Source organism: Nocardia lasii (assembly GCF_042658545.1).
In the GTDB taxonomy this organism is placed as follows: Bacteria; Actinomycetota; Actinomycetes; order Mycobacteriales; family Mycobacteriaceae; genus Nocardia; species Nocardia lasii.
Genome location: NZ_JBHSQN010000004.1, coordinates 196,267 through 215,248, shown reverse-complemented (window position 1 = coordinate 215,248; position 18,982 = coordinate 196,267). Strand labels below are relative to the sequence as shown.

22 protein-coding genes are annotated in these 18,982 nt (G+C 68.3%); 10 read left to right on the top strand and 12 right to left on the bottom strand.

Annotated elements, in window-relative coordinates; genetic code table 11:
- Positions 1-108 precede the first annotated feature (108 nt).
- On the top strand, positions 109-1,071 hold the full coding sequence (locus ACFP3H_RS10370; protein WP_378603128.1) for an ATP-binding cassette domain-containing protein: 963 nt from the start codon (positions 109-111) through the stop codon (positions 1,069-1,071).
- The gene (locus ACFP3H_RS10365) at positions 1,068-1,859 is read left to right on the top strand and encodes an ABC transporter permease (RefSeq protein ID WP_378603125.1); all 792 of its coding nucleotides are present in this window, start codon (positions 1,068-1,070) and stop codon (positions 1,857-1,859) included. Before ACFP3H_RS10370 ends, ACFP3H_RS10365 begins: the two co-directional genes overlap by 4 nt.
- Before the next feature lie 48 nt (positions 1,860-1,907).
- Here ACFP3H_RS10365 and ACFP3H_RS10360 read toward each other — a convergent pair whose 3' ends face one another.
- The 3 genes from ACFP3H_RS10360 to ACFP3H_RS10350 all read right to left on the bottom strand — a co-directional run bounded on the left by ACFP3H_RS10360 (position 1,908) and on the right by ACFP3H_RS10350 (position 3,816).
- The gene (locus ACFP3H_RS10360; protein ID WP_378603122.1) at positions 1,908-2,606 is read right to left on the bottom strand and encodes a zf-HC2 domain-containing protein; all 699 of its coding nucleotides are present in this window, start codon (positions 2,604-2,606) and stop codon (positions 1,908-1,910) included.
- Entirely contained in the window at positions 2,603-3,112 is a 510-nt protein-coding gene (locus ACFP3H_RS10355) for a sigma-70 family RNA polymerase sigma factor (protein WP_378603119.1), read from the bottom strand. Before ACFP3H_RS10355 ends, ACFP3H_RS10360 begins: the two co-directional genes overlap by 4 nt.
- A 65-nt stretch (positions 3,113-3,177) precedes the next feature.
- Positions 3,178-3,816: a YqgE/AlgH family protein gene (locus ACFP3H_RS10350; RefSeq protein ID WP_378603116.1), complete on the bottom strand. Its 639-nt coding sequence runs from the start codon at positions 3,814-3,816 to the stop codon at positions 3,178-3,180.
- 106 nt (positions 3,817-3,922) lie between these two features.
- On the opposite strand from ACFP3H_RS10350, the gene ACFP3H_RS10345 reads away from it, so the two are divergent.
- On the top strand, positions 3,923-4,684 hold the full coding sequence (locus ACFP3H_RS10345; protein ID WP_378603113.1) for a lysophospholipid acyltransferase family protein: 762 nt from the start codon (positions 3,923-3,925) through the stop codon (positions 4,682-4,684).
- Here ACFP3H_RS10345 and ACFP3H_RS10340 read toward each other — a convergent pair.
- Positions 4,678-4,989, bottom strand: a complete 312-nt coding sequence (locus tag ACFP3H_RS10340; RefSeq protein WP_378603110.1) for a GNAT family N-acetyltransferase — start codon at positions 4,987-4,989, stop codon at positions 4,678-4,680. The two genes, ACFP3H_RS10345 and ACFP3H_RS10340, sit on opposite strands and share 7 nt — an antisense overlap.
- Positions 4,990-5,094: 105 nt before the next feature.
- On the opposite strand from ACFP3H_RS10340, the gene ACFP3H_RS10335 reads away from it, so the two are divergent.
- Positions 5,095-6,219, top strand: coding sequence for a glycerate kinase (locus tag ACFP3H_RS10335; protein ID WP_378603107.1), 1,125 nt, complete (start codon positions 5,095-5,097; stop codon positions 6,217-6,219).
- A 22-nt stretch (positions 6,220-6,241) separates the two neighbouring features.
- Here the strand turns inward: ACFP3H_RS10335 and ACFP3H_RS10330 are convergent, their stop codons facing one another.
- Entirely contained in the window at positions 6,242-6,586 is a 345-nt protein-coding gene (locus ACFP3H_RS10330; protein ID WP_378603104.1) for a winged helix-turn-helix transcriptional regulator, read from the bottom strand.
- 76 nt (positions 6,587-6,662) lie between these two features.
- Between ACFP3H_RS10330 and ACFP3H_RS10325 the strand changes: the two genes are divergently transcribed.
- Positions 6,663-7,631, top strand: coding sequence for an NAD(P)-dependent oxidoreductase (locus ACFP3H_RS10325; RefSeq protein WP_378603213.1), 969 nt, complete (start codon positions 6,663-6,665; stop codon positions 7,629-7,631).
- Between the two features lie 66 nt (positions 7,632-7,697).
- On the opposite strand, the gene ACFP3H_RS10320 is transcribed toward ACFP3H_RS10325, so the two are convergent.
- From ACFP3H_RS10320 to ACFP3H_RS10310, 3 genes are read right to left on the bottom strand one after another with little or no spacing between them, the layout of a single operon-like run.
- Positions 7,698-7,934, bottom strand: a complete 237-nt coding sequence (locus ACFP3H_RS10320) for a helix-turn-helix transcriptional regulator (protein WP_067455043.1) — start codon at positions 7,932-7,934, stop codon at positions 7,698-7,700.
- Positions 7,924-8,757 carry an ABC transporter permease gene (locus ACFP3H_RS10315; protein WP_378603100.1) on the bottom strand — a complete coding sequence of 278 codons (834 nt, stop codon included), beginning with the start codon at positions 8,755-8,757 and terminating at the stop codon, positions 7,924-7,926. The genes ACFP3H_RS10320 and ACFP3H_RS10315 overlap by 11 nt, the downstream gene beginning before the upstream one ends.
- Positions 8,754-9,677 (bottom strand): ABC transporter ATP-binding protein, encoded by a 924-nt coding sequence (locus ACFP3H_RS10310; protein ID WP_378603097.1) that lies wholly within the window; start codon positions 9,675-9,677, stop codon positions 8,754-8,756. The genes ACFP3H_RS10315 and ACFP3H_RS10310 overlap by 4 nt, the downstream gene beginning before the upstream one ends.
- Positions 9,678-9,858: 181 nt before the next feature.
- Here ACFP3H_RS10310 and ACFP3H_RS10305 point away from each other — a divergent pair, with 181 nt between their 5' ends.
- Positions 9,859-10,308, top strand: coding sequence for a nitroreductase family deazaflavin-dependent oxidoreductase (locus ACFP3H_RS10305; protein ID WP_378603094.1), 450 nt, complete (start codon positions 9,859-9,861; stop codon positions 10,306-10,308).
- On the opposite strand, the gene aroQ is transcribed toward ACFP3H_RS10305, so the two are convergent.
- Both aroQ and ACFP3H_RS10295 read right to left on the bottom strand, forming a co-directional pair.
- Entirely contained in the window at positions 10,305-10,739 is a 435-nt protein-coding gene (gene aroQ / locus ACFP3H_RS10300) for a type II 3-dehydroquinate dehydratase (protein ID WP_378603091.1), read from the bottom strand. The two genes, ACFP3H_RS10305 and aroQ, sit on opposite strands and share 4 nt — an antisense overlap.
- A gap of 97 nt (positions 10,740-10,836) precedes the next feature.
- Positions 10,837-11,391: a hypothetical protein gene (locus tag ACFP3H_RS10295; protein WP_378603088.1), complete on the bottom strand. Its 555-nt coding sequence runs from the start codon at positions 11,389-11,391 to the stop codon at positions 10,837-10,839.
- 490 nt (positions 11,392-11,881) lie between these two features.
- Between ACFP3H_RS10295 and ACFP3H_RS10290 the strand changes: the two genes are divergently transcribed.
- Entirely contained in the window at positions 11,882-13,468 is a 1,587-nt protein-coding gene (locus ACFP3H_RS10290; protein WP_378603085.1) for an NTF2-like N-terminal transpeptidase domain-containing protein, read from the top strand.
- 65 nt (positions 13,469-13,533) lie between these two features.
- Positions 13,534-13,890, top strand: coding sequence for a DUF3054 domain-containing protein (locus ACFP3H_RS10285; RefSeq protein ID WP_378603082.1), 357 nt, complete (start codon positions 13,534-13,536; stop codon positions 13,888-13,890).
- 1 nt (position 13,891) lies between these two features.
- Here ACFP3H_RS10285 and ACFP3H_RS10280 read toward each other — a convergent pair whose 3' ends face one another.
- Together ACFP3H_RS10280 and ACFP3H_RS10275 are read right to left on the bottom strand one after the other, a co-directional pair.
- Entirely contained in the window at positions 13,892-14,962 is a 1,071-nt protein-coding gene (locus tag ACFP3H_RS10280) for a lysylphosphatidylglycerol synthase transmembrane domain-containing protein (RefSeq protein WP_378603080.1), read from the bottom strand.
- A gap of 4 nt (positions 14,963-14,966) precedes the next feature.
- Positions 14,967-16,502 carry an adenylate/guanylate cyclase domain-containing protein gene (locus ACFP3H_RS10275; RefSeq protein ID WP_378603210.1) on the bottom strand — a complete coding sequence of 512 codons (1,536 nt, stop codon included), beginning with the start codon at positions 16,500-16,502 and terminating at the stop codon, positions 14,967-14,969.
- Positions 16,503-16,574: 72 nt separating this feature from the next.
- Here ACFP3H_RS10275 and ACFP3H_RS10270 point away from each other — a divergent pair, with 72 nt between their 5' ends.
- Together ACFP3H_RS10270 and macS are read left to right on the top strand one after the other, a co-directional pair.
- Positions 16,575-17,816: an AI-2E family transporter gene (locus ACFP3H_RS10270; RefSeq protein ID WP_378603077.1), complete on the top strand. Its 1,242-nt coding sequence runs from the start codon at positions 16,575-16,577 to the stop codon at positions 17,814-17,816.
- Positions 17,797-18,975, top strand: coding sequence for a MacS family sensor histidine kinase (gene macS / locus ACFP3H_RS10265; protein ID WP_378603074.1), 1,179 nt, complete (start codon positions 17,797-17,799; stop codon positions 18,973-18,975). The genes ACFP3H_RS10270 and macS overlap by 20 nt, the downstream gene beginning before the upstream one ends.
- The last annotated feature ends 7 nt before the right edge of the window (positions 18,976-18,982 follow it).

Genomic DNA, 18,982 nt, shown 5'->3' with positions numbered 1-18,982 from the left:
GGCGACAACCACATACCTCACTGAGCACCGCAGCCCCCCGGGGGGCTGCGTGGATCAAACATGCACTTATTCGCACCAATGAATGTAATTTTCTGGAAAGGGACGACCATGGTCAACTCGGCCATCACCGCACGCGGCCTGCGCAAGACCTACGGCGAACACACGGTCCTCGACGGCATCGACCTCACCGTCGCGCGGGGCACCATCTTCTCCCTGCTCGGCCCCAACGGCGCGGGCAAGACCACCACCGTGCAGATCCTCACCACGCTCATCGGCGCCGACGCGGGCGAGATCACCGTCGGCGGCCACGACGTGGCGACCGACGCCGCCGGTGTGCGCGGCATGATCGGGGTCACCGGACAGTTCGCCGCCGTCGACGAACTGCTGACCGGCCGCGAGAACCTGGCGATGATGGGCGACCTGAATCACCTCCCGAAGCGCGAAACCCGCAGTCTGGCAACCGAACTGCTGGAACGCTTCGATCTGGTCGAGGCCGCCGACAAGCCCGCGAGTACCTACTCCGGCGGCATGACGCGCAGGCTCGACCTCGCGATGACGCTGGTGGGCAACCCGCGGGTGATCTTCCTCGACGAGCCGACCACCGGCCTGGATCCGCGCAGCAGGCGCGCCATCTGGGACATCATCCGCGCCCTGGTCGACGACCTCGGCGTCACCGTCTTCCTCACCACCCAGTATCTGGAGGAGGCAGACCACCTGGCCGACCGCATCGCGGTACTCGACCGCGGCCGGATCGTCGCCGAAGGCACTGCGGCGGAACTGAAACGGCTGATCCCCGGCGGACACATCCGCATCGATTTCAGCGAACGAGCCGCCCTCGACATCGCGCGCTCCGCCTTCGGCCCCACCGCCCAGGTCCTCGAGGGCAGCGACGGGCTCACCCTGGCGGTACCGGGCGACGGTGGCGTGCGCTCGCTGCGCGCGGTGCTCGATGTGCTCGATGCCGAAAACCTCGAAGCAGGCGGGATTTCCGTGCACACCCCGAACCTCGACGACGTCTTCCTCACCCTCACCGGCCGCACCACCACCACCGAGCAGGAGTCACTGCGATGACCACCCAGACCAAGACCCAGACCCAGTCCGCCTCGTACGCCTTCGCCGACACGATGACGATGTTGCGGCGCAATCTGCTGCACGCCAAGCGCTATCCGAGCATGGTCTTCAGCATCATCATCATGCCGACCGTGCTGATGCTGATCTTCAACTTCGTGTTCGGTGGCGCGCTGGAGAAGTCGTCCGGCGGCAACTACATCGATTATCTGGCGCCCGGCATGATGTTGATGCTGCCCGCGTACATGACGGTGTCGGTAGCGGTGTCGATCGCCGGCGACGCGAGCAAGGGCATCGTGAATCGCTTTCGGGTGATGTCGATTTCGCGGTCGTCGATGCTCACCGGGCAGGTGCTCGGCTCGCTGCTCCAGGCCGTCGGCGGCATCGCCGTGATGACCGGTGTGGCGCTGCTGATCGGGTTCCGGCCCAACGCCGATGCGTTCGAGTGGATCGCCGCGCTCGGGCTGCTCGTGCTGGTGACCTTCGCCTTCTCCTGGCTCGCCATCGCCCTCGGCCTGCTCTCGCCCACCGTCGAAAGTGCCAGCAACGCACCGTTTCCCATCATCATGTTGCCGTTCCTCGGCAGCGGGCTGGTGGCCACCGACACCATGCCGGTCGGGTTGCGGCAGTTCGCCGAATACCAGCCCTTCACGCCCATCACCGAAACCCTGCGCGGGCTGCTGATGGGCACCGAGATCGGCGCCAACGGCTGGATCGCCCTGGCCTGGTGCGCGGTCATCGCCGGTGGCGGGTACCTGTGGTCGCGGTCGATCTTCGGCAAGCAGGCGTAACCCGCTATCGAGACAGCCCCGGAGGAATTCCTCCGGGGCTGTTCGCGCTCAGACTTCGGCGACCAGGATCGTGCGGCCCGAGTCGACCGAGGTGATCTCCACCTTGCTGATCGAATCCGGCGGCGCGTCGATGGTGCGATCCACCGTCAACTCGGTGCCCGGACCCGCGGGCCACTGGTCCAGTTCCCAGCGCTGATCACCGGCGGTCACCACCAGACCGTAGGTGTTGGTGTAGGTGGAACCGTAGGAACTCGGCGCGTACCGGCAGGTCATGACCAGGCGGGTGCGATCGCCGTCGGCGACCAACTTCACCTCGGCGCTGACCGGCGTCTGCTCCACGGCCCGCATGGCCTGCTGCGCCACGACCTGCTCGGTCGGGGCCTCGGTGCGCGCGACCGTGGCCGTGACCGGGATCGCGATCGTCACGGCGGCCGCGGCCGCCGCCACCGCGGCGCCCACACCCGTCCAGCGTCGCCGCTTCCTGCGCCGTTCGGCCGCCGCGGCCAGCGACGGAATCAGGTCGGGGACCGGCGGGGGGACCAGGGCGGGCGGTTCGATCATCGACAGCGCGGTATCGCGATCGACCAGGGCGAACATGCCCGGCATCGCGGCCAGCTCGGACACCGCCTGCTGGCAGTGCTCGCAATCGAGCAGGTGCGTCTCGTACTCCCGGCGCTCGGTGGCACCGAGCGAACCGAGGACATAGGCAGCGTCCCAGGTGCTGTACTCGTCGGCGAGGTCGGTCATCGGTTCGTCACCCCCATCTCCTGTAGCGCCAATCGCATCGCCCGCATGCCGTAATGCAGGCGCGATTTCACCGTCCCCGGTGGGATACCCAGTTCATCGGCGATCTGGGCCATGCCGAGGCCGCGGTAGTAGGCCCGCACGATCACCTCGCGGTGATCCGGGCTCAAGGTGGCGAGCGCGTCGGCGACCAACCAGCCGTCGAGGGCGCGGTCGGATTGATCCGGGCTCGCCTGCTCCGGCAGCGTGTCGGTGCCGAACTCGCGGCGATTGCGGGCGCTGCGATGCTCGTCGACAGCCAGGTTACGTGCCACGGTGAACAACCAGGCGCGCGGCGAGGTATCGGTCTGTTCCAGCACGGCCGGACGCTGCCAGGCCCGCAGCAGGGTCTCCTGCACGATGTCCTCGGCCCGGCCCGGATCGCGCGTCAACCCGAGGGTGAAGCGCCACAGCGCGGGTGCGTGCTCGGCGTAGAGCGCGCGCATCAATTCGTCGCGTCCGTCGTTCATCGGCCGCCCGCGTCACTGCTCGTCGAAATTCATAGTCACTCCTGCTCGTCGTAGGAGTAACGGGGTCAGTTGCGTTCGAGTTCAATCGGGTGGGTGGCGAGCAGGGCCAGCGGCAACGGTTGCCTGCGCAGGACCGTCGCCCACAGGTCGTGGCGGTCGGTGGCGACGGGGTCCGACGGCAGCGCGGAGACCACGATCCAGTCCTCGTTGTCGAGTTCGCCGTCGAGCTGGCCCATCGACCAACCCGCGTAGCCGGCGAAGATCCGCAGCTGTTCCAGCAGCGGGGTGATCTCGGCGGGGTCGGCGTCGAGATCCACCAGCACCACCCGGCCGTCGACCCGGCGCAGGCCCCGGATCTCGGAGATGTCGACGCCCTCGCGCAGCACCGCCAGACACAGCGCCGCGTCGCGTTTGACCGGGCCGCCGATGTACAGGTCGGTGGGCGAGGCGGCGAAATCGGCCCACGCGGGCAGCACGTCCACGACCGGGGTCTCGCTCGGGCGGTTGAGCACCACGCCGAGACTGCCCGCGTCGTTGTGTTCGATCACGTACACGACGGTGCGCCGGAAGGTGGGTTCCACCAGGTCGATCGCCGACACCAGCAGGTTGCCCGCGCGCACTCCCGCCGCGGGCTGTCCGCGCCGCCGATCGTCGCCGTGCCCGTCGCGCGTCCGGCGTTCGTCCGGGTCGTCTCCGCCTGCCACCGAGCCATCATCGCATTGCGGCGGCCCCGAGCGCTTGCCTCGCACCGGATCGGAACCGGAATTTTTCACACACTTCGCGCCACTGTTCGCCCGGTAGGGTCGCGTTATGCACTCGCCAGCGGTCCTGCTCGACGACAACGACGCCGTGTACGACTACTACCTGCGACATCAGCAGAATCGGTGGAAGGCGTTGGCCTCCTACGCGGTGCTGGCCCGTCGATTCCGGCCGCGCGTGCTGTTCGCCGACGGCGCGAAGGAGCAGTTGCGGGCGCTGATCCGCGCCGGTCGGCCGGTGATCTACGCGATCAACCACCTCTCCACCAGCGACCCGTACACGGTGGCCGCGACCGCGTGGCGCTCGCCGCTGCGGGCCAAGATCGGGCGGGTGCGGGTGCTGGCCAAGGACGAACTGTTCGTCGACCCCGAACAGCGCCGCAAGGTCGACATGATGGGCGGGATCCCGGTGTTCCGCGGCAAGGACCACGGGATCCGCGCGGTGAACGCGGCCGGTCAGCGCATGATGGACGTGTGCGCGCAGCGGTTGGCCGCGGGCGATCACCTCGCCGTTTTCCCCGAGGGAACCTGCAATGACGTCGACCACACCAAGGTGCAGTCGGTCGGCAGCGGCATCGGGCACATCGCCTTCCGCGCGGCCAAACTCGACGCCGCCCCCGCCCTGATCGCGATCGGGATGAACTACGGCCCGCACCCGGACCCGGCCGCCGAACTGACCGCCGCCGATGTGGTCGGCGGGGTCGCCTACCTGCGCACCGCGATCCTGGAACTGCCGCCCCGACCCGGCGATATCGCCCGCCTGGTCAAGGACGAACTGCAAGCCGCCGTCGACGCGGCGGTCGCGCGCTACTGAGGCAGCCCGAACAAACCCCTGGCCCGCTGGGGAACCGAGGCGATGTAGTCCGGGTGGGTGTTGACGAAATGCAACACCACCGGGCACATCGGCAGGATCCCGTACCCCTGTTCGCGACTGGCGTCCAGCGCTGCCTGGATGAGCACGTTCGCCAGGCCGCGGCCTTCGAACTGGGGATAGATCTCGGTGTGCACGAGGGCGCGTTCGTCCCCGGTGTCCTGGTATTCGATGTAGCCGGCGGGTTGTCCGTCGGCGGTGAGTTCGAACCGCTCGAGCGCGGTGTTGTTGCGGACCTCGGTCGCCATATCTCGACGCTACAGGTGTCGACGGCCCGACCGCGCGCGTTGGCCGGGGTGGTGCTGGGGAAATTGGGGGGTGCGAGGTCGGTGGTTTGGGCGGAAGATGTCGGGATGGGTTCTGGACCGTTGGTTTTGCTTGCGCCGGACAAGTTCAAGGGTTCGTTGTCGGCGCCGGCGGTAGCGGCCGCGTTGGCGCGCGGGATTTCGCGGCATTCGCCCGATGCCGACGTGCGGTGCGTGCCGGTGGCCGATGGTGGGGACGGGATGGTGGAGGCGTTCGCGGCGGCCGGGTGGAAGCGGGTGGACGTGGCCGCGCCGGGACCGACCGGGGAGGCGTCGACCGCGGTGTACGCGGTGCGGGGGGAGACCGCGGTGGTGGAGTTGGCGGCGGCGGTGGGGTTGGTGAAACTGCCCGGTGGGCGGTTGGCGCCGATGGTGGCGAACACCTTCGGGTTGGGGGTGGTGATCGCGCACGCGCTCGACGGCGGGGCGCGCGAGATCGTGTTGGGACTCGGGGGGAGCGCCTCGACCGACGGCGGGTCGGGGTTGTTGCGGGCGTTGGGGTTGCGGTTGCTCGACGAGCAGGGGCGCGAACTGACCGGTGACGGGGACGTGGCCGCGCTGCTCGAGCAGGTCGTGTCGGTGGATCGCGCGGGACTGCACCCGGCGGTCTCGACGGCGAGTTTCACCCTGGCCTGCGATGTGGACAATCCGCTGCTCGGGCCCGCCGGGGCGGTGGCGGTGTACGCGCCGCAGAAGGGCGCGACCGCGCGACAGATGGTGAAACTGGAAGCGGCGCTGTCGAATTGGGCTGCCGTGCTGGGGACCGGCTACGCCGAGATCGGTGGCGCGGGGGCGGCGGGCGGCACCGGGTTCGGGGTGCTGGCGGTGTTGGGTGCGCAGGTGCGCAGTGGGATCGATGTGGTGCTCGAGCTGTTGGAGTTCACGGCGCTGGTCGAGGGGGCGGCGCTGGTGGTCACGGGGGAGGGATCGCTGGATCATCAGAGCATGCACGGGAAGGCGCCGGTGGGGGTGGCCGCGGCGGCCAAGACGGCGCGGGTGCCGGTGGTCGCGGCAGTGGGGCGAACGCTGTTGTCACAGGGGGAGATTCACGCGGCGGGGTTCGCCGACTGCTACCCGCTCAGCGATCTGGAACCGGATCCGGCGCGATCGATCATCGCGGCGGCCGAGCTGCTGGAACGGATCGGCGAGCGAATCGCGGTGGAGCACCTGTAGTTCCCGCGCCGGGGCCGCACCGTCAACCGGCGGCGACGGGCCCCGTCAGCACCCTGCGGTGCGCATCGCCCCACACCTCGAGCGGTGCCAACGCCAGGCGCAGGGTTTCGCCGAGCGGCGTGAGCGAGTACTCCACGCGCGGCGGAATCTCGGGAAAGATCTCGCGCCGCACCACACCGTGCGCTTCCAGGTGCCGCAGATTCTCCGCGAGCACCTTCTCGCTGACCCCGTCCAGCAGCCGTCGGATCTGCCCGAACCGCTGCGGTCCGCCGCCGAGCACCCACATCAGGTGCATCTTCCACTTCCCACCGATGACGTCGATGGCCAGGCTCATGCCACACACGTCGTGATCCGCGTCACTGCTCATCGTCGCCGCACCCTTCTGACCGTATTTCCAACCTCGAGGTAAGCAACCCCACCCGAACGTTCGGTCTTCCCCGACGATACCCGCGCGGACACCATGGAAAGCGGCGCCGAACCACCAAGAATCCCCAGATCGGAAGAGGCAGCACATGTCCGAACAGCACAGCACCCGCTCCGTCTCCGTCCTCGGCCTCGGGCCGATGGGCCAGGCCATGGTGCGCGCCTTCCTGGCGGCGGGCGTCGAGGTCACCGTGTGGAACCGCAGCCCGGCCAAGGTCGACGCGATGGTCGCCCTCGGCGCGAAGCGAGCCGAGACAGTGGCCGAGGCCTTGGCCGCCAACGAGGTCTCGGTCCTGAGTCTGACCGACTACGCCGCGATGTACGACGTGCTCGGTCAGGCGCCGGAAGCGTTGGCGGGCAAGGTGATCGCGAACCTGTCTTCGGATTCGCCGGAGAAGGCGCGAGCGGGCGCGGCGTGGGTGCGCGAGCGCGGTGCCGAGTTCTTCTCCGGCGGCGTGATGTCGGCGGGCGAGCACATCGACCATCCCGCGTCCTACATCTTCTACAGCGGCCCGAAGCAGGTATTCGACGCGCACGCCGAACTCCTGCGCCCCCTGAGCCCGCAGGAGTACCTCGGTGCCGACGACGGCCTCGCGCAGGTCTTCTACCAGGCGTTGCTCACCACGTTCCACCCGTGGCTGCTCGCCTTCGACCAGGCAACGGCCATGATCGCCGCGTCCGGTCACGACATCGCCCAGTTCGTGCCGTTCGCGGTGCGGTCCAGCGAGGCCTACCCGCACTTCATGCAGGAGTTCTCGGTCGCGAACCAGGCGGGCGGCTGGGCCGACCTGGCCTCGCTGAAGATGATGGTCGCCGGTGCGCAGCACATCATCGACGCCAGCGAGGAGGTCGGCGTCGACGCGGGGTTCTCGCACCTGGCGCAGTCGTACTGGCGCAAGGCCGTCACCGCGAGTGAGGCTGCGGGACAACCGGTGTCGACCTACGAGTTGATGCGCGGCGAGGGGGTCGTGACGCCGCCGACGAGCTGACCGGCGAGGTTGTGGGCGCTGACACGCCGATACCGTCCGGCTGTGCCGCCGGACGGTATCGGGTGCTCACGCGGTCTCGGCGCCCAGCCTGGGGAACGGCTCGGTCGAGAACACCACCTCCACCGCCACCTCGAAATAGGCCGCCAGGCGCAGGGCCAGGTGCAGGCTGGGGCTGTATTCGCCCCGTTCGAGGTAGCCGACGGTCTGGTAGTGCACGCCGAGCGCCTCGGCCAGGTCTCGCCGCGAGATGCCGCGTTCGGCGCGCAACATCGCGATGCGGTTGTAGATGACCTCAGAAGGCACGCTGCAACGCCTTCTCTCGACGCTGCGCCATGCTGGAACCGGACTCGTGACCGGCCATCCGACGCAACACGGTCGGCGCGATCAGCAGCCCGACGACTGCCCAGAGACCAAGCACCCCAACGGTTTCCAGGTGCCGCCAGGACTCGTCGAGTTCGATCGCGGCCGCGTCGGCGGGCAGCAGCGCCGAGCGCGTCCCGAGCCCGAGCCAGTAGACCGGGAACACCTGCGCCACCCCCTGCAACCAGCCGGGCATGGCGGTGATCGGGTAGAAGATGCCCGAGATCGCGATCACCCCCATCAGCGGCATGGTCAGCAGGAAGCTGGTGCGCGCGTCGAGGACGCTGCCCAGGATCGCGCCGAACGGCAGCACCGCGAGCAGCCCGAGCGCGACCACCCACCCGAAGGTCACCGCCCCTGCCGCGCTCAGCGAGAACCCGCCGATGATCACCATGCTCACGCCGAGCACGATAGCCAGCTGCACGAGCACCGCGCCCGCCGTGGTCACGATCTTGCCGACGAAGTACGCGACCATGCCCTTCGGTACTGCCTTCGCCCGCAGCAGGGTGCCGTCCTCGCGGTCCTGCACCAGTACGTTGAGCAGGGCGTACATGCCGTTGAACGAGATGATCGTGGACAGCAGACCGGGCACGGCCAACTCGGCGATCGACAGCTCGGTGTCGCCGTAGGTCTTGTTACGCAGCAGGAACAGGATCACCAGCGTGATGGTGGGGGTGAGGAACTGGCCGATCAGGTCGACGGGATTGGTGTAGGCCTGACGCAATTCGATCAGGCCGCGGCTGAGGCCGGCACGGATCGCGCTCATCGGGTGACCTCCGCGAGAGTGTGGACGGCGGCGGCGCCGGATTCGGCGCGCCGGACCAGGGTCATATAGGTGTCCTCGAGGGAGGCGCGGCGCACCTCGAGATCGGCGATGGCCTCGCCGTGCTGGCGGAACAGCTCGTGCACGTACCTGGTCGACTCGGTGGTCGTGTGCACGAAGCGCTGGTCGTCGATGGTCCAGCTGACCTGCGCCTCACCCGCGATCGACCGCGACAGCTCGTCGGGGGAACCGTCGGCGATCACCCGTCCGCCTGCCAGGACCAGGATGCGGTCGGCGAGTTTCTCGGCCTCGTCGAGGTCGTGGGTGGTGAGCAGGACGGTGGTGTCCTCGAGATCGGCCAGCCGGTGGACCAGGTCGTGGAAGTCGCGCCGGGCGGCCGGGTCGAAGCCCGCGGTCGGCTCGTCCATGAACAGCACCTCGGGCCTGCCGACGATGCCGATCGCCACGTCGAGCCTGCGGCGTTGGCCGCCGGACAGGGTGGAGATCTTGGCGTCGGCCTGCTCGGTGAGACCGACCAGGTCGATGAGTTGAGCTGTGTCCCAAGGTCGTTGGATGGTGGTCGTGGAATAAGGGGCGTAGTAGGTGCCCAGGTGTGCGAGCAGTTCGGTGACCCGCCACTTGGCGTGGTCGCGCCAGGATTGCAGCACCACGCCGATGCGGGCGCGCCAGTGCTCGTCACCGTGTTCGGGATCGGCCCCCAGCACCTCGACCTCGCCGGCCGAGCGTCTGCGGAACCCCTCGAGGATCTCGATCGTGGTGGTCTTGCCCGCCCCGTTGGGGCCGAGCATGACGAGCACTTCCCCGCGCCGGGCCTGGAACGTGACGTCGTGCAGGACGTCCTTGTCGTCGTAGCGCATGCGTAGTTGGTGAACGTCGAGAACGACGTTGTTACTCGAAGCCATGAGTCCTCCCAGTCATCGACCTTCGATGGTATGTAGCATATGTACTACATTCCATAACGGCAATACTTCCGCTGGAAAAGGACATTTCGGAAACTGTGAGCGGTGCTCTTGACTTCGGGTCATGGCGCGCGCATGCTGGTACTCAACAGAGAGCAGTGCTCACAGTTCAGGAGTGATTCCCATGACCGACACCACCCGCCACCTCGGCGCCACCGGCTTCGAACCGACCATGAACAAGATCGCCAAACTGCTGCCGAAACTGGGCGTCAGCGTCGCGGGATCGCGGCTGCTCGCGGTGCGCGGTCGGCAGAGCGGGCAGTGGCGCACGGCGATGGTGAACGTGCTGACCGATGCCGATGGGCAGCGCTACCTGGTCGCGCCGCGCGGCCACACCCAGTGGGTGCGCAACCTGCGGGCCGCAGGCGAGGGCGAGCTGCGACTGGGCCGCAAGTCCGAAACCTTCACCGCCACCGAGGTTTCCGACGCGGACAAGGCCCCACTGCTGCGCCGCTACCTGGCGAAGTGGGGCTGGGAGGTCGGCAAGTTCTTCGAGGGTCTCGACGAGAACTCGACCGATACTGAATTCGCCGCTGCCGCACCGGGATTCCCGGTGTTCCGGCTGGACCGCTAGGAGTTGCTCAGGAATTCGATCGCCGCGGCGTAACCCTGGAGGCCGAGGCCGGCGATCACCGCGGTCGCGATCGGGGAGACGAACGAGTGGTGCCGGAACTCCTCGCGCGCGTGCACATTGCTGATGTGCACCTCGACGATCGGCACCTCGGGAATCACCAGCGCGTCACGCAGCGCCACCGAGGTATGGGTGAGGCCACCGGGATTGATCACGATGGCGCCCACCTCGCCGCGGGCCTGCTGGATCCGATCGATCAGGGCGCCTTCGTGATTGGACTGGAAGGCGATGACCGTGCGATCGAAGCGGGCCGCGGTCTTCTCGCACAGCGCGATCACGTCGTCGAGGGTTTCGGCGCCGTAGATCTCGGGCTGCCGGGTGCCGAGCATGTTCAGATTCGGCCCGTTGACGACAAGAATCGGCCTGCGCTCCATGTCGACATCTTAATTGGAGCGCTGGCGCGCTCGAGGCGGAGCCCTTACCTTCGTCGCACCCTCCACTCAGTCCGGATCAGGGCGGGCTCCGCCGAGCTCACAGACCAGTCGGGCCTTCCGCGCGCAGGTCGTCGACCTTGCGCATGGCCTCGCGGAGTTCGGCGAGCCAGGATTCGGCGTGCTTGCCGGCGAGTTTCACCGTCCAGGCCAGGGCGTCGGCGCGGGAGCGGGCCACGCCGGCGTCGATGAGGGTGTCGAGGACCTGGCGTTCGGGTTGGCGCAGGCGGGTCATCACCGGGACGGCCAAGTGGGTGAACAGGATTCGCTCGCCGTCGACTCGCACGCCCCAGGCCACGCTGCGGCCGTAGCGACGCTGGGCCTCCTCGGCGATCCGCATCCGGGCCGGGCGGGTGGACTCGCGGAACCGGGCCAGCGCGCCCTCCCTGGTGGCGCTGGGGGTGTCGGGATCGGCGGGGAGTTCGCCGATGACGACGATCTCGTCGCGGTCGATATCGAGCTCGACCGGACCGGCGAACCAGTCGGCGGGCAATCGTCCGGCGAACCAGTCGGCGGCGTCGGCGGGATCGGGCAGGTCGGCCTGCTGCCAGCCGCCGGGGCGGCCGAATCCGCGTTCACGATGAGCGTTCCGCATGGGGATCACCTGCTGTCTTCCGTTGTGCGTCTTGCAGTGATTACAAGATTACGCCGATAACGCGAGCCCGGATTCCGCTCTGCGTGAACGGGTCGTGCGCAGGTCGCGCGGGGATACCGAGGGGTTGGCCGCGGGCCGGTCTGGGTACCCTCGCGTTGAATCGCCGGACAAATGCGAGATCCGCACTACCCGGCGTAGCGATCGGTACGGTTGACACAGCAAGTTGTCCTCGCTTACTGGGCGAGGTTGGAAAACGGTCCCTCATCGGGGCGAGATTTCCGGCACAATCGAGGTGTCGAGGTCGGGCAGAGTCCCGAGTTACCGGGGCATTGGAGACGGTCCAACTTCGGGTACGGTGATTTTGTTTCCGGAGTGGCAAGAGTGAAGAGTGGGCGATATGGATGTGTGGGGATCCCGCCGCTTTCGCGTCCGCGGCGCAATGGCGATCGCGGGGGTTGCGACCCTCGCCGCAGCGTTGTGCTCGTGCGGAGTGGGTGGGACTACGAGCGAGGCGGAGACGGTGGTCGCGCGCTTCACCGAGCTGCTCGACGAGCAGGATTACGCCGAGGCCGCCGACCTGACCTCCTACCCCGCCGCCGCGTCGGCAACCATGAAGCAAATGTTCGAGGGGTTGCAGCCGGGGACCGTCGACTACGAGTCCTCGCAGGTGATCGACCTCGACAAGGAATCGGCCATCTTCAGCATGGACGTCTCCTGGAACTTCGGCGAGAACAAGGACTGGAACTACACCCTGCAGGGCAAGGTCCGCAAGCTCGCCATCGGCTGGCGGATCTCCTGGGAGCCTGCCGTGGTCATGCCGCAGCTGGCCGACAACCGCACGGTCAAACTCGTGCGCACCAAGGCCGAGCCGCCGCCGAAGGTCATCGACCTGCCCGGCCAGACGCTGATGACCGAGCAGACCCTCAATGTCATCAAGATCGACCCGAGCCGCACCGGTGACCTGGTTGCCACCACCAACGCGCTCGCCGACGCCATCGAACCCGTCGCGCCGCTGATCACCGGGGCCTCGCTCATGCAGCAGCTGGCCGGTTCGCAGGGCAAGCCGATCGTCGCGGTGAACCTGCGCGACGGCGATTTCGAGATCCTGGAACCGCGCATGGCCAGGGTGCCGGGCGTGGTGATGGAGAAGCAGCCCAAGCTGATCTCGGCCGACCGGCGCACCCGCTCGCCCATGCTCGACGCGCTGCGCAAGGTGTGGCAGGACAGCCTCGAGGCCACCGCGGGCTGGGGCGTGCAGATCTTCGAACCCGACGGCAAGCTCGTCGACCAGGTGGCGGGCCATCAGGGCCCGGCCGGTCCCGATATCTCCGCCACGATGGACCAGCGTCTGCAACGCGCCGCCGAGGACGCGGTGGTCAGCGCCGGTACCGCGGCGACGGTGGTGGCCATCCAGCCCTCGACCGGCGCGGTGGTCGCGGTCGCGCAGAACTCCTACGCCACCGAGAAGGGGCCGGTCGCCTTCACCGGGCTCTACCCCGCCGGCGGCACGATGGAGCTGTTCCGCGCGGTGGCCGCGGCGACCAAGAACAAGCCGCCGCAGGATGTCACCGTGCAGGAAGCGGCCGAGGCCGCGACCGCGCTCGGGGTGGGCGTCGACTTCAAGGTGGCCGGGCTCGACGAGGTGACCGGACGGATCAGCGCGCCGGGCCGCAGCACCGAGCAGGTGCGCCAGGGCGCGGGTTCGGATGCGGTGCAGGCGAGTCCGTTCGGGATGGCCATCGCGGCCGCGGCGATCTCGCGCGGTTCGGTCGCGCCGCCGATGATCGTGGCGGGCAGTCCCGGCACCACCGATACGCCGGTGCCCGAGCTGCCCTCGGCGGCGGTCGACAGGTTGCGCGCGATGATGAACGAGGGCAGCGGCAAGCCGGAAACCGCTGCGCTGCGCGGATTCCGGGACATCACCGCGTTCGCCGCGACGGGCGGCAACGACGGCTGGTTGCTGGCCACGATGGGTGATCTGGTCTTCGCGGTGCACATCGCCGATGTCGACAGCGGGGACGCCACCTCGCGGCTGGCCGCGGTGATGTTGCGATCGCTGGCCACCCCGGAGCCGTAGGGTTATCACTGGTCAGTGATGGTGGGCCGGTCTCGAAGTCGATCTTGACCGGTTACGCTACGTCGGTGAAGAGATACGCACCGTTCGGTATCGATTTGGTCTTGGTGATCGTGTTCTGCGCGATCGGTCGACGAAGTCATGATGAGGCCGTGCTCGCCGGACTCGTGAAAACGGTGTGGCCCTTCGCATTAGGGCTGATCCTCGGGTGGTTGCTGGCGATGTTCGTCGCGCGCAGCACCCGATTCGACGCGATCACGGTGTGGCCCAGCGGAATTCTGATCTGGGCGGGCACGCTCGTCGGCGGGATGACCTTTCGCGCGATCAGCGGTCAGGGCGTGGCACTGAGCTTCGTGATCGTCGCCGCGACGGTGCTGGCGCTGTTCCTGCTGGGTTGGCGTGCGGCCATTCGCGCGCTGCGGTGAATCAGATCCGCCGCTGCTGCTTGAACTCCTGCTCGTACTCTTCGTCGTCGGCTTGGGGCGTGCGGAACAGGAACGCGAAGACGATCCAGCCCACGATCGCGACCAGGATGAAGCTGACCAGCCGGTAGACGAACGCGGCCGCGACGGCTTGGGCGGCGGGCAGGCCCGCCCCCGCGGTGAGACCGTAGATCAGCGTCGCGTCCACGTAGACGATGCCGCCGGGCGCGAACGGAATCGAGCCGACCGCCTTACCCGCCGCGAACGCGATGAGCAGCCCGGACAACTTCGGATCGGCCCCGACCGCGAAGCAGGCCGCGCCCAGACAGGCCACATCGGCGAACCGGTGCACCAGCGCCCACACCCCGACCAGCGCGCCGTCCTTCTTCCCCAGATCCACCGACTCGAGCTGGCGCCGGATCTCGCCCAGCTTGGCGATGCCGTGATCGGCGGGCTTCTTGCGCAGCCGGTTGATGACCGCGAGCACGCGCCGCAGGATCGCCTCGAGGGTGCCGGGATGGCGGGCGAGGTAGTTGCCGGTGAACAGGACCAGGCCGAGCACCACCAGCGAGCCGACGAATTTGACGCCGATCCCCTGCCCGACCAGCGCGGCGCCCGCGATGCCGATCAGGGCCAGGCCGGCGGCGGCGACCACGCCGGAGAAGACCAGCTGCCACGAGGCCACGATCGGACTCGCGCCCCAGCGCCGCGTCTGGCGGTAGGTGAAGGCGGTGGAGAACACCTGACCCGCGGGCAACGTCAGCGACATCGCGGTCGCGCCGTAGACCACCGAGACCGATTTACCCTGGCTGACATCCACCCCGCCCGCGTGCAGCAGCTGTTTCTGCACCCGCCCGAACCCGCTCATCGACAGCGCCTGCAGGGCGATACAGAGGAACAACCACCCCCAGTGGATCTCGGTCAGCGTGCGCCACGACTCGTGCAGCCGGGGCCACAGGTACACCCCTTCGCCGACGAGCAGCGCGAGGATCACCGCGCCGAGCACCCACTTGACCCACCGAAAACGGCGGCGGCGCCCGGCCGGAGCACCCGCTAGGTCGCCTTCGGCCGTCACCATCTCAGCCTAGGTGAACACAGTCGGCTTCCGGTCGACCACAGTCCGGGCACGGTCGCGGCGCCTCGACGGCCGACTTCGGCCAGGCCAATCGAGTTTTTCTGCGTCGTCCGCGCAGCTGGACCTCGTCGCCGGTCACCCAATGTTCTTGCTCGCTTTCGTCGGCGAAGTAGAGCGCGCTGCCCGAAGCGAGAACGCGACCCGGATGGTCCTTGGCCAATTCGGTCAGGCGCGAGGCTTCGTTAACCGGGTCGCCGATCACGGTGTACTCGAAACGGTTCGCCGCGCCGATGTTTCCGGCGACCGCCAGCCCGGCCGAGACGCCGATGCCGATATCGAGGCTGGTCACCTCGCGCAGGCGTTCGCGCAGGTCACGGGCGGCGGCCAGGGCGGCGCTCGGGGCGTCGGGGCGATCGAGCGGGGCGCCGAAGATGGCCAGGGCGGCGTCGCCGACGAACTTGTTGACGAAGCCGTGGTGGCTGTCGATCACGTCGACGACCACGCGGAAGAACTCGTTGAGCAGGCTGACCACCTCGGTCGGCGGGCGTTCGGCCGCGGCGGCCGTGGAGCCGACCATGTCCACGAACAGCACCGCCACGAACCGGGTCTCGCCGCCGAGTTCGGTGCCGTAGTCCAGCGCCCGCTGGGCCACGTCCTCGCCGACGTGCTGACCGAACAGCTCCTGCAACCTGCGCCGCTTGGCCGCCTCGTCCATCATCCGGTTGAAGCCCACCTGCAGCAGGCCGATCTCACTGCCGTCGTAGACCTCCACCTGCACATCGCGCGAACCGGCCTGCACCCTGTTGATGGCTTGGGACAACTGGCGCACCGGGTCCGAGATCGACGAACCGGTCAGCATCGACAGCGCCAGCGCCTGCAAAATCACCACCCCGCACAGCAGCAGGATCGAGATGGCCAGCGACTTCGCCGAGAACTTCACGTCCGAGGAGATCTGGGTGACGCACAGCAGCACGATCGCGATGGTCGGGGCGAAGGTTCCCATGCCCCAGGTCATCGCCATCCTGGTGCCAACGCCCGGGGTCAGGGTCTGGTCGAAGGTGCCCTCGGTGAGCGCCTCGGCCGCGACCGGACGCAGGATGCGCTCGCCCAGCATGTAGGTGAAGCCGAACACGATGGTGGCGGCCATACATTCGGTGACGATCACCGCGCCCGCCAACTCCGGCGACTCGGCGATGATCAGCGCCGCCAGGATGCCGCCGCCGATGATCCACAGGATCAGGTGCACGATCGACTGACGCAGCGGCACGTGCAGCGCCGCCATCTGCTCACGCCTGCTCGGCGGCCCACCGCGCATCTGCCAGCGCATGACCGGACGCAACATGAGCGCGGCCGCGATGATGCTGAGCACCGCGGCGACACCGAAGACGAGCAGCGGTGCGAGCAGACCGGTCTGGCGCACCCCACCCGGATCGCCTTCGGGAACGGGCAGACCATATTGGATGAACGCCCACACCAGCACCGCGCCGAAGGCATTCGCCAACAGCACAGACGTCAGGTACAGCGGCCAGCGCGTTCGCATGGTCTGTTTGACCGCTTCCAGGGGCGCCGACACGACAACCAATCTAGCGCTGTGACCGATAGGCTCTCTCGAGTGACCGACCAGAAGGTAGATTCCGCACCCGCGTCGACGCCGTGGCGTTCCGACGCCGAGGCTGTTCATCCCCTGGTCCGCAAAGCCGCCGCCTGGAGTTGGCGGCTGCTGATCATCTTCGGCGCGTTGATCGCGGTGGGGATGATCGTGCAGCGATTCGCCACCGTGGTGATTCCGCTGGCCATCGCCCTGCTCGCCGCCGCGCTGCTCGCGCCGCTGGTGGACTGGATGCAGCGGGCGGGGATTCCGCGCGCGCTCGGGGTGTTCGTGGCGCTGCTCGGGTCGATCGGGCTGCTGGCGGGGGTGTTGACCTTCGTGGTCGAGCAGTTCGTCGACGGTGTGCCGGGGTTGTCCAACGAGGTCACCAACAGCGTGCACAAGGTGCAGGACTGGTTGATCAACGGTCCGGCGCACCTGAGCGATCAGCAGATCCGCAACGCCGGCGACACCATCGTGCGCACCATCCAGGACAACCGCGAGAGCCTGACCAGCGGCGCGCTCACCACCGCCACCGCGATCGGGCACATCGTCACCGGGGCGTTCCTGATCCTGTTCATCCTGATCTTCTTCCTCTACGGCGGCGATCAGATCTGGAACTTCGTCACCCGGATCATCCCCACCGCGCACCGCGAAAAGGTCCGCACCGCCGGTGAACTGGGCTTCGGGACGCTCATCGGCTTCGTTCGCGCCACCGTGGTGGTGGCCGCGGTGGACGCGGTCGGCATCGGGGCCGGGTTGGCGATTCTGCACGTGCCGCTCGCGCTGCCGCTGGCCTCGCTGGTGTTCATCAGCGCGTTCATCCCGATCATCGGCGCGTTCTTCGCCGGGTTCGTCGCGGTGTTCATCGCGCTGGTCACCAAGGGTTTGGTCACGGCGTTGATCGTGCTCGGCATCATCATCGCGGTGATGCAGCTGGAAGGCCATGTGCTGCAACCACTGCTGCTCGGACGCGCGGTGAGCATCCATCCGCTGGCCGTGGTGTTGGCGATCACCGCGGGCCTGGTCGTCGGCGGGATCGCCGGGGCGCTGCTCGCGGTGCCGCTGATCGCGGTGGGCAACACCGCGATTCGCTACCTGCTCGCCGACAGCCCGCAGGAGGCCTACGGCGAGATCGTCGGCGGCGACGAGCGAAAACGGTTCGTGGCCGAACCCGACAAGACCGAGCCCGCCGGCCGTTTCGATGTGGCGAAGCGGTTGCGCAGGGAGGAAGCCGAGTCCGGCGATGCGGACCCACACAGCTGAGTTGAGCTCCGCCGACGCCGCGACCGCGCCCCTGTGGCGGGCCGCGCAGGCGTTTCGGCTGGTCACACTGCTGTACGCGATCGGCCAGCAGATCGCGTCGGTGCAGTACTACGAGCATCCTCGGCTGAGTTGGATGTTGATCGCGGTGATGGCGATCTGGTCGGGGTCCTCGGCACTGCTGTTGTCGCAGTGGTACTTCCCCGAGGCGACCGGGCGGATTCGCGGGTGGGTGGTGTTCGGGGACCAGGTGGTGACGGTCGCGCTGATCGCCTCGACTCGCCTTGTGGCGGACTACGATTGGTATCACGGGCATCAGACGCTGCCGACGACGTTGTGGATCGCGAACTCGGTGATCTCGATGGCGGTGTTGCGTGGGCCGGTGGCGGGAGTTGTTGCGGGACTGTTCATGTCGGCGGTTGTCGTGACCGTGCGGGATCAGTGGGGCCAGGACGTGTGGGGCGACGCGACCGCGCCGGTGCTGGTGTCGGTGGGGTTGGCACTCGGGTTGGCGGCCAATACGGCGCGGCGGGCCCAGGGGCAGCTCGAGCGGGCCCTGCGGATCACGGCGGCGGCGCAGGAGCGGGAGCGGTTGGCTCGGGAAGTGCACGACGGGGTGTTGCAGGTGTTGGCGTTCATCAAACGGCGCGGGACCGAGATCGGCGGTGCGGCAAGCGAACTCGCCGCGCGAGCGGGGGAGCAGGAGGTGGCGTTGCGAGTGTTGCTGTCCGAGCAGGCGGAACTGCCGGATGCGGGGGCGGCCGAGGTGGACCTGCGGCCGCTGTTGACCGTGCGGGCCACGCCGACGGTGTCGGTGGCCACGCCGGGCGATCCCGTGGTGATCGGGCGGGTGGTGGCGCAGGAGATCGCGGCGGCGGTGGGGACGGCACTGTCGAACGTCTCGCTACACGCGGGGGACGGGGCGAAAGCCTATGTGCTGCTGGAAGATACCGACGATGTGATCGTGGTGAGTGTGCGTGACGACGGGGTCGGCATCGCGGCCGGTCGGCTCGCCGCCGCCGAAGCCGAAGGGCGGATGGGGGTTTCGCGATCGATCATCGGGCGGATCGAAGCGCTCGGGGGGACCGTCGAGTTGTTGACCGAGGGGCCCGACCTCGGCACCGAATGGGAATTCCGGATTCCGCGCCGATCGGCGCGCTGAGAGAGGA

Coding starts and splice junctions, on each gene's coding strand:
- ACFP3H_RS10365 (WP_378603125.1), top strand. CDS start 1,068: ATGACCACCCAGACCAAGACCCAGACCCAGTCCGCCTCGTACGCCTTC.
- ACFP3H_RS10370 (WP_378603128.1), top strand. CDS start 109: ATGGTCAACTCGGCCATCACCGCACGCGGCCTGCGCAAGACCTACGGC.
- ACFP3H_RS10335 (WP_378603107.1), top strand. CDS start 5,095: ATGGGTTCTGGACCGTTGGTTTTGCTTGCGCCGGACAAGTTCAAGGGT.
- ACFP3H_RS10310 (WP_378603097.1), bottom strand. CDS start 9,677: ATGGCTTCGAGTAACAACGTCGTTCTCGACGTTCACCAACTACGCATG.
- ACFP3H_RS10315 (WP_378603100.1), bottom strand. CDS start 8,757: ATGAGCGCGATCCGTGCCGGCCTCAGCCGCGGCCTGATCGAATTGCGT.
- ACFP3H_RS10275 (WP_378603210.1), bottom strand. CDS start 16,502: ATGCGAACGCGCTGGCCGCTGTACCTGACGTCTGTGCTGTTGGCGAAT.
- macS (WP_378603074.1), top strand. CDS start 17,797: ATGCGGACCCACACAGCTGAGTTGAGCTCCGCCGACGCCGCGACCGCG.
- ACFP3H_RS10345 (WP_378603113.1), top strand. CDS start 3,923: ATGCACTCGCCAGCGGTCCTGCTCGACGACAACGACGCCGTGTACGAC.
- ACFP3H_RS10340 (WP_378603110.1), bottom strand. CDS start 4,989: ATGGCGACCGAGGTCCGCAACAACACCGCGCTCGAGCGGTTCGAACTC.
- ACFP3H_RS10330 (WP_378603104.1), bottom strand. CDS start 6,586: ATGAGCAGTGACGCGGATCACGACGTGTGTGGCATGAGCCTGGCCATC.
- ACFP3H_RS10295 (WP_378603088.1), bottom strand. CDS start 11,391: ATGCGGAACGCTCATCGTGAACGCGGATTCGGCCGCCCCGGCGGCTGG.
- ACFP3H_RS10305 (WP_378603094.1), top strand. CDS start 9,859: ATGACCGACACCACCCGCCACCTCGGCGCCACCGGCTTCGAACCGACC.
- aroQ (WP_378603091.1), bottom strand. CDS start 10,739: ATGGAGCGCAGGCCGATTCTTGTCGTCAACGGGCCGAATCTGAACATG.
- ACFP3H_RS10360 (WP_378603122.1), bottom strand. CDS start 2,606: ATGACCGACCTCGCCGACGAGTACAGCACCTGGGACGCTGCCTATGTC.
- ACFP3H_RS10355 (WP_378603119.1), bottom strand. CDS start 3,112: ATGAACGACGGACGCGACGAATTGATGCGCGCGCTCTACGCCGAGCAC.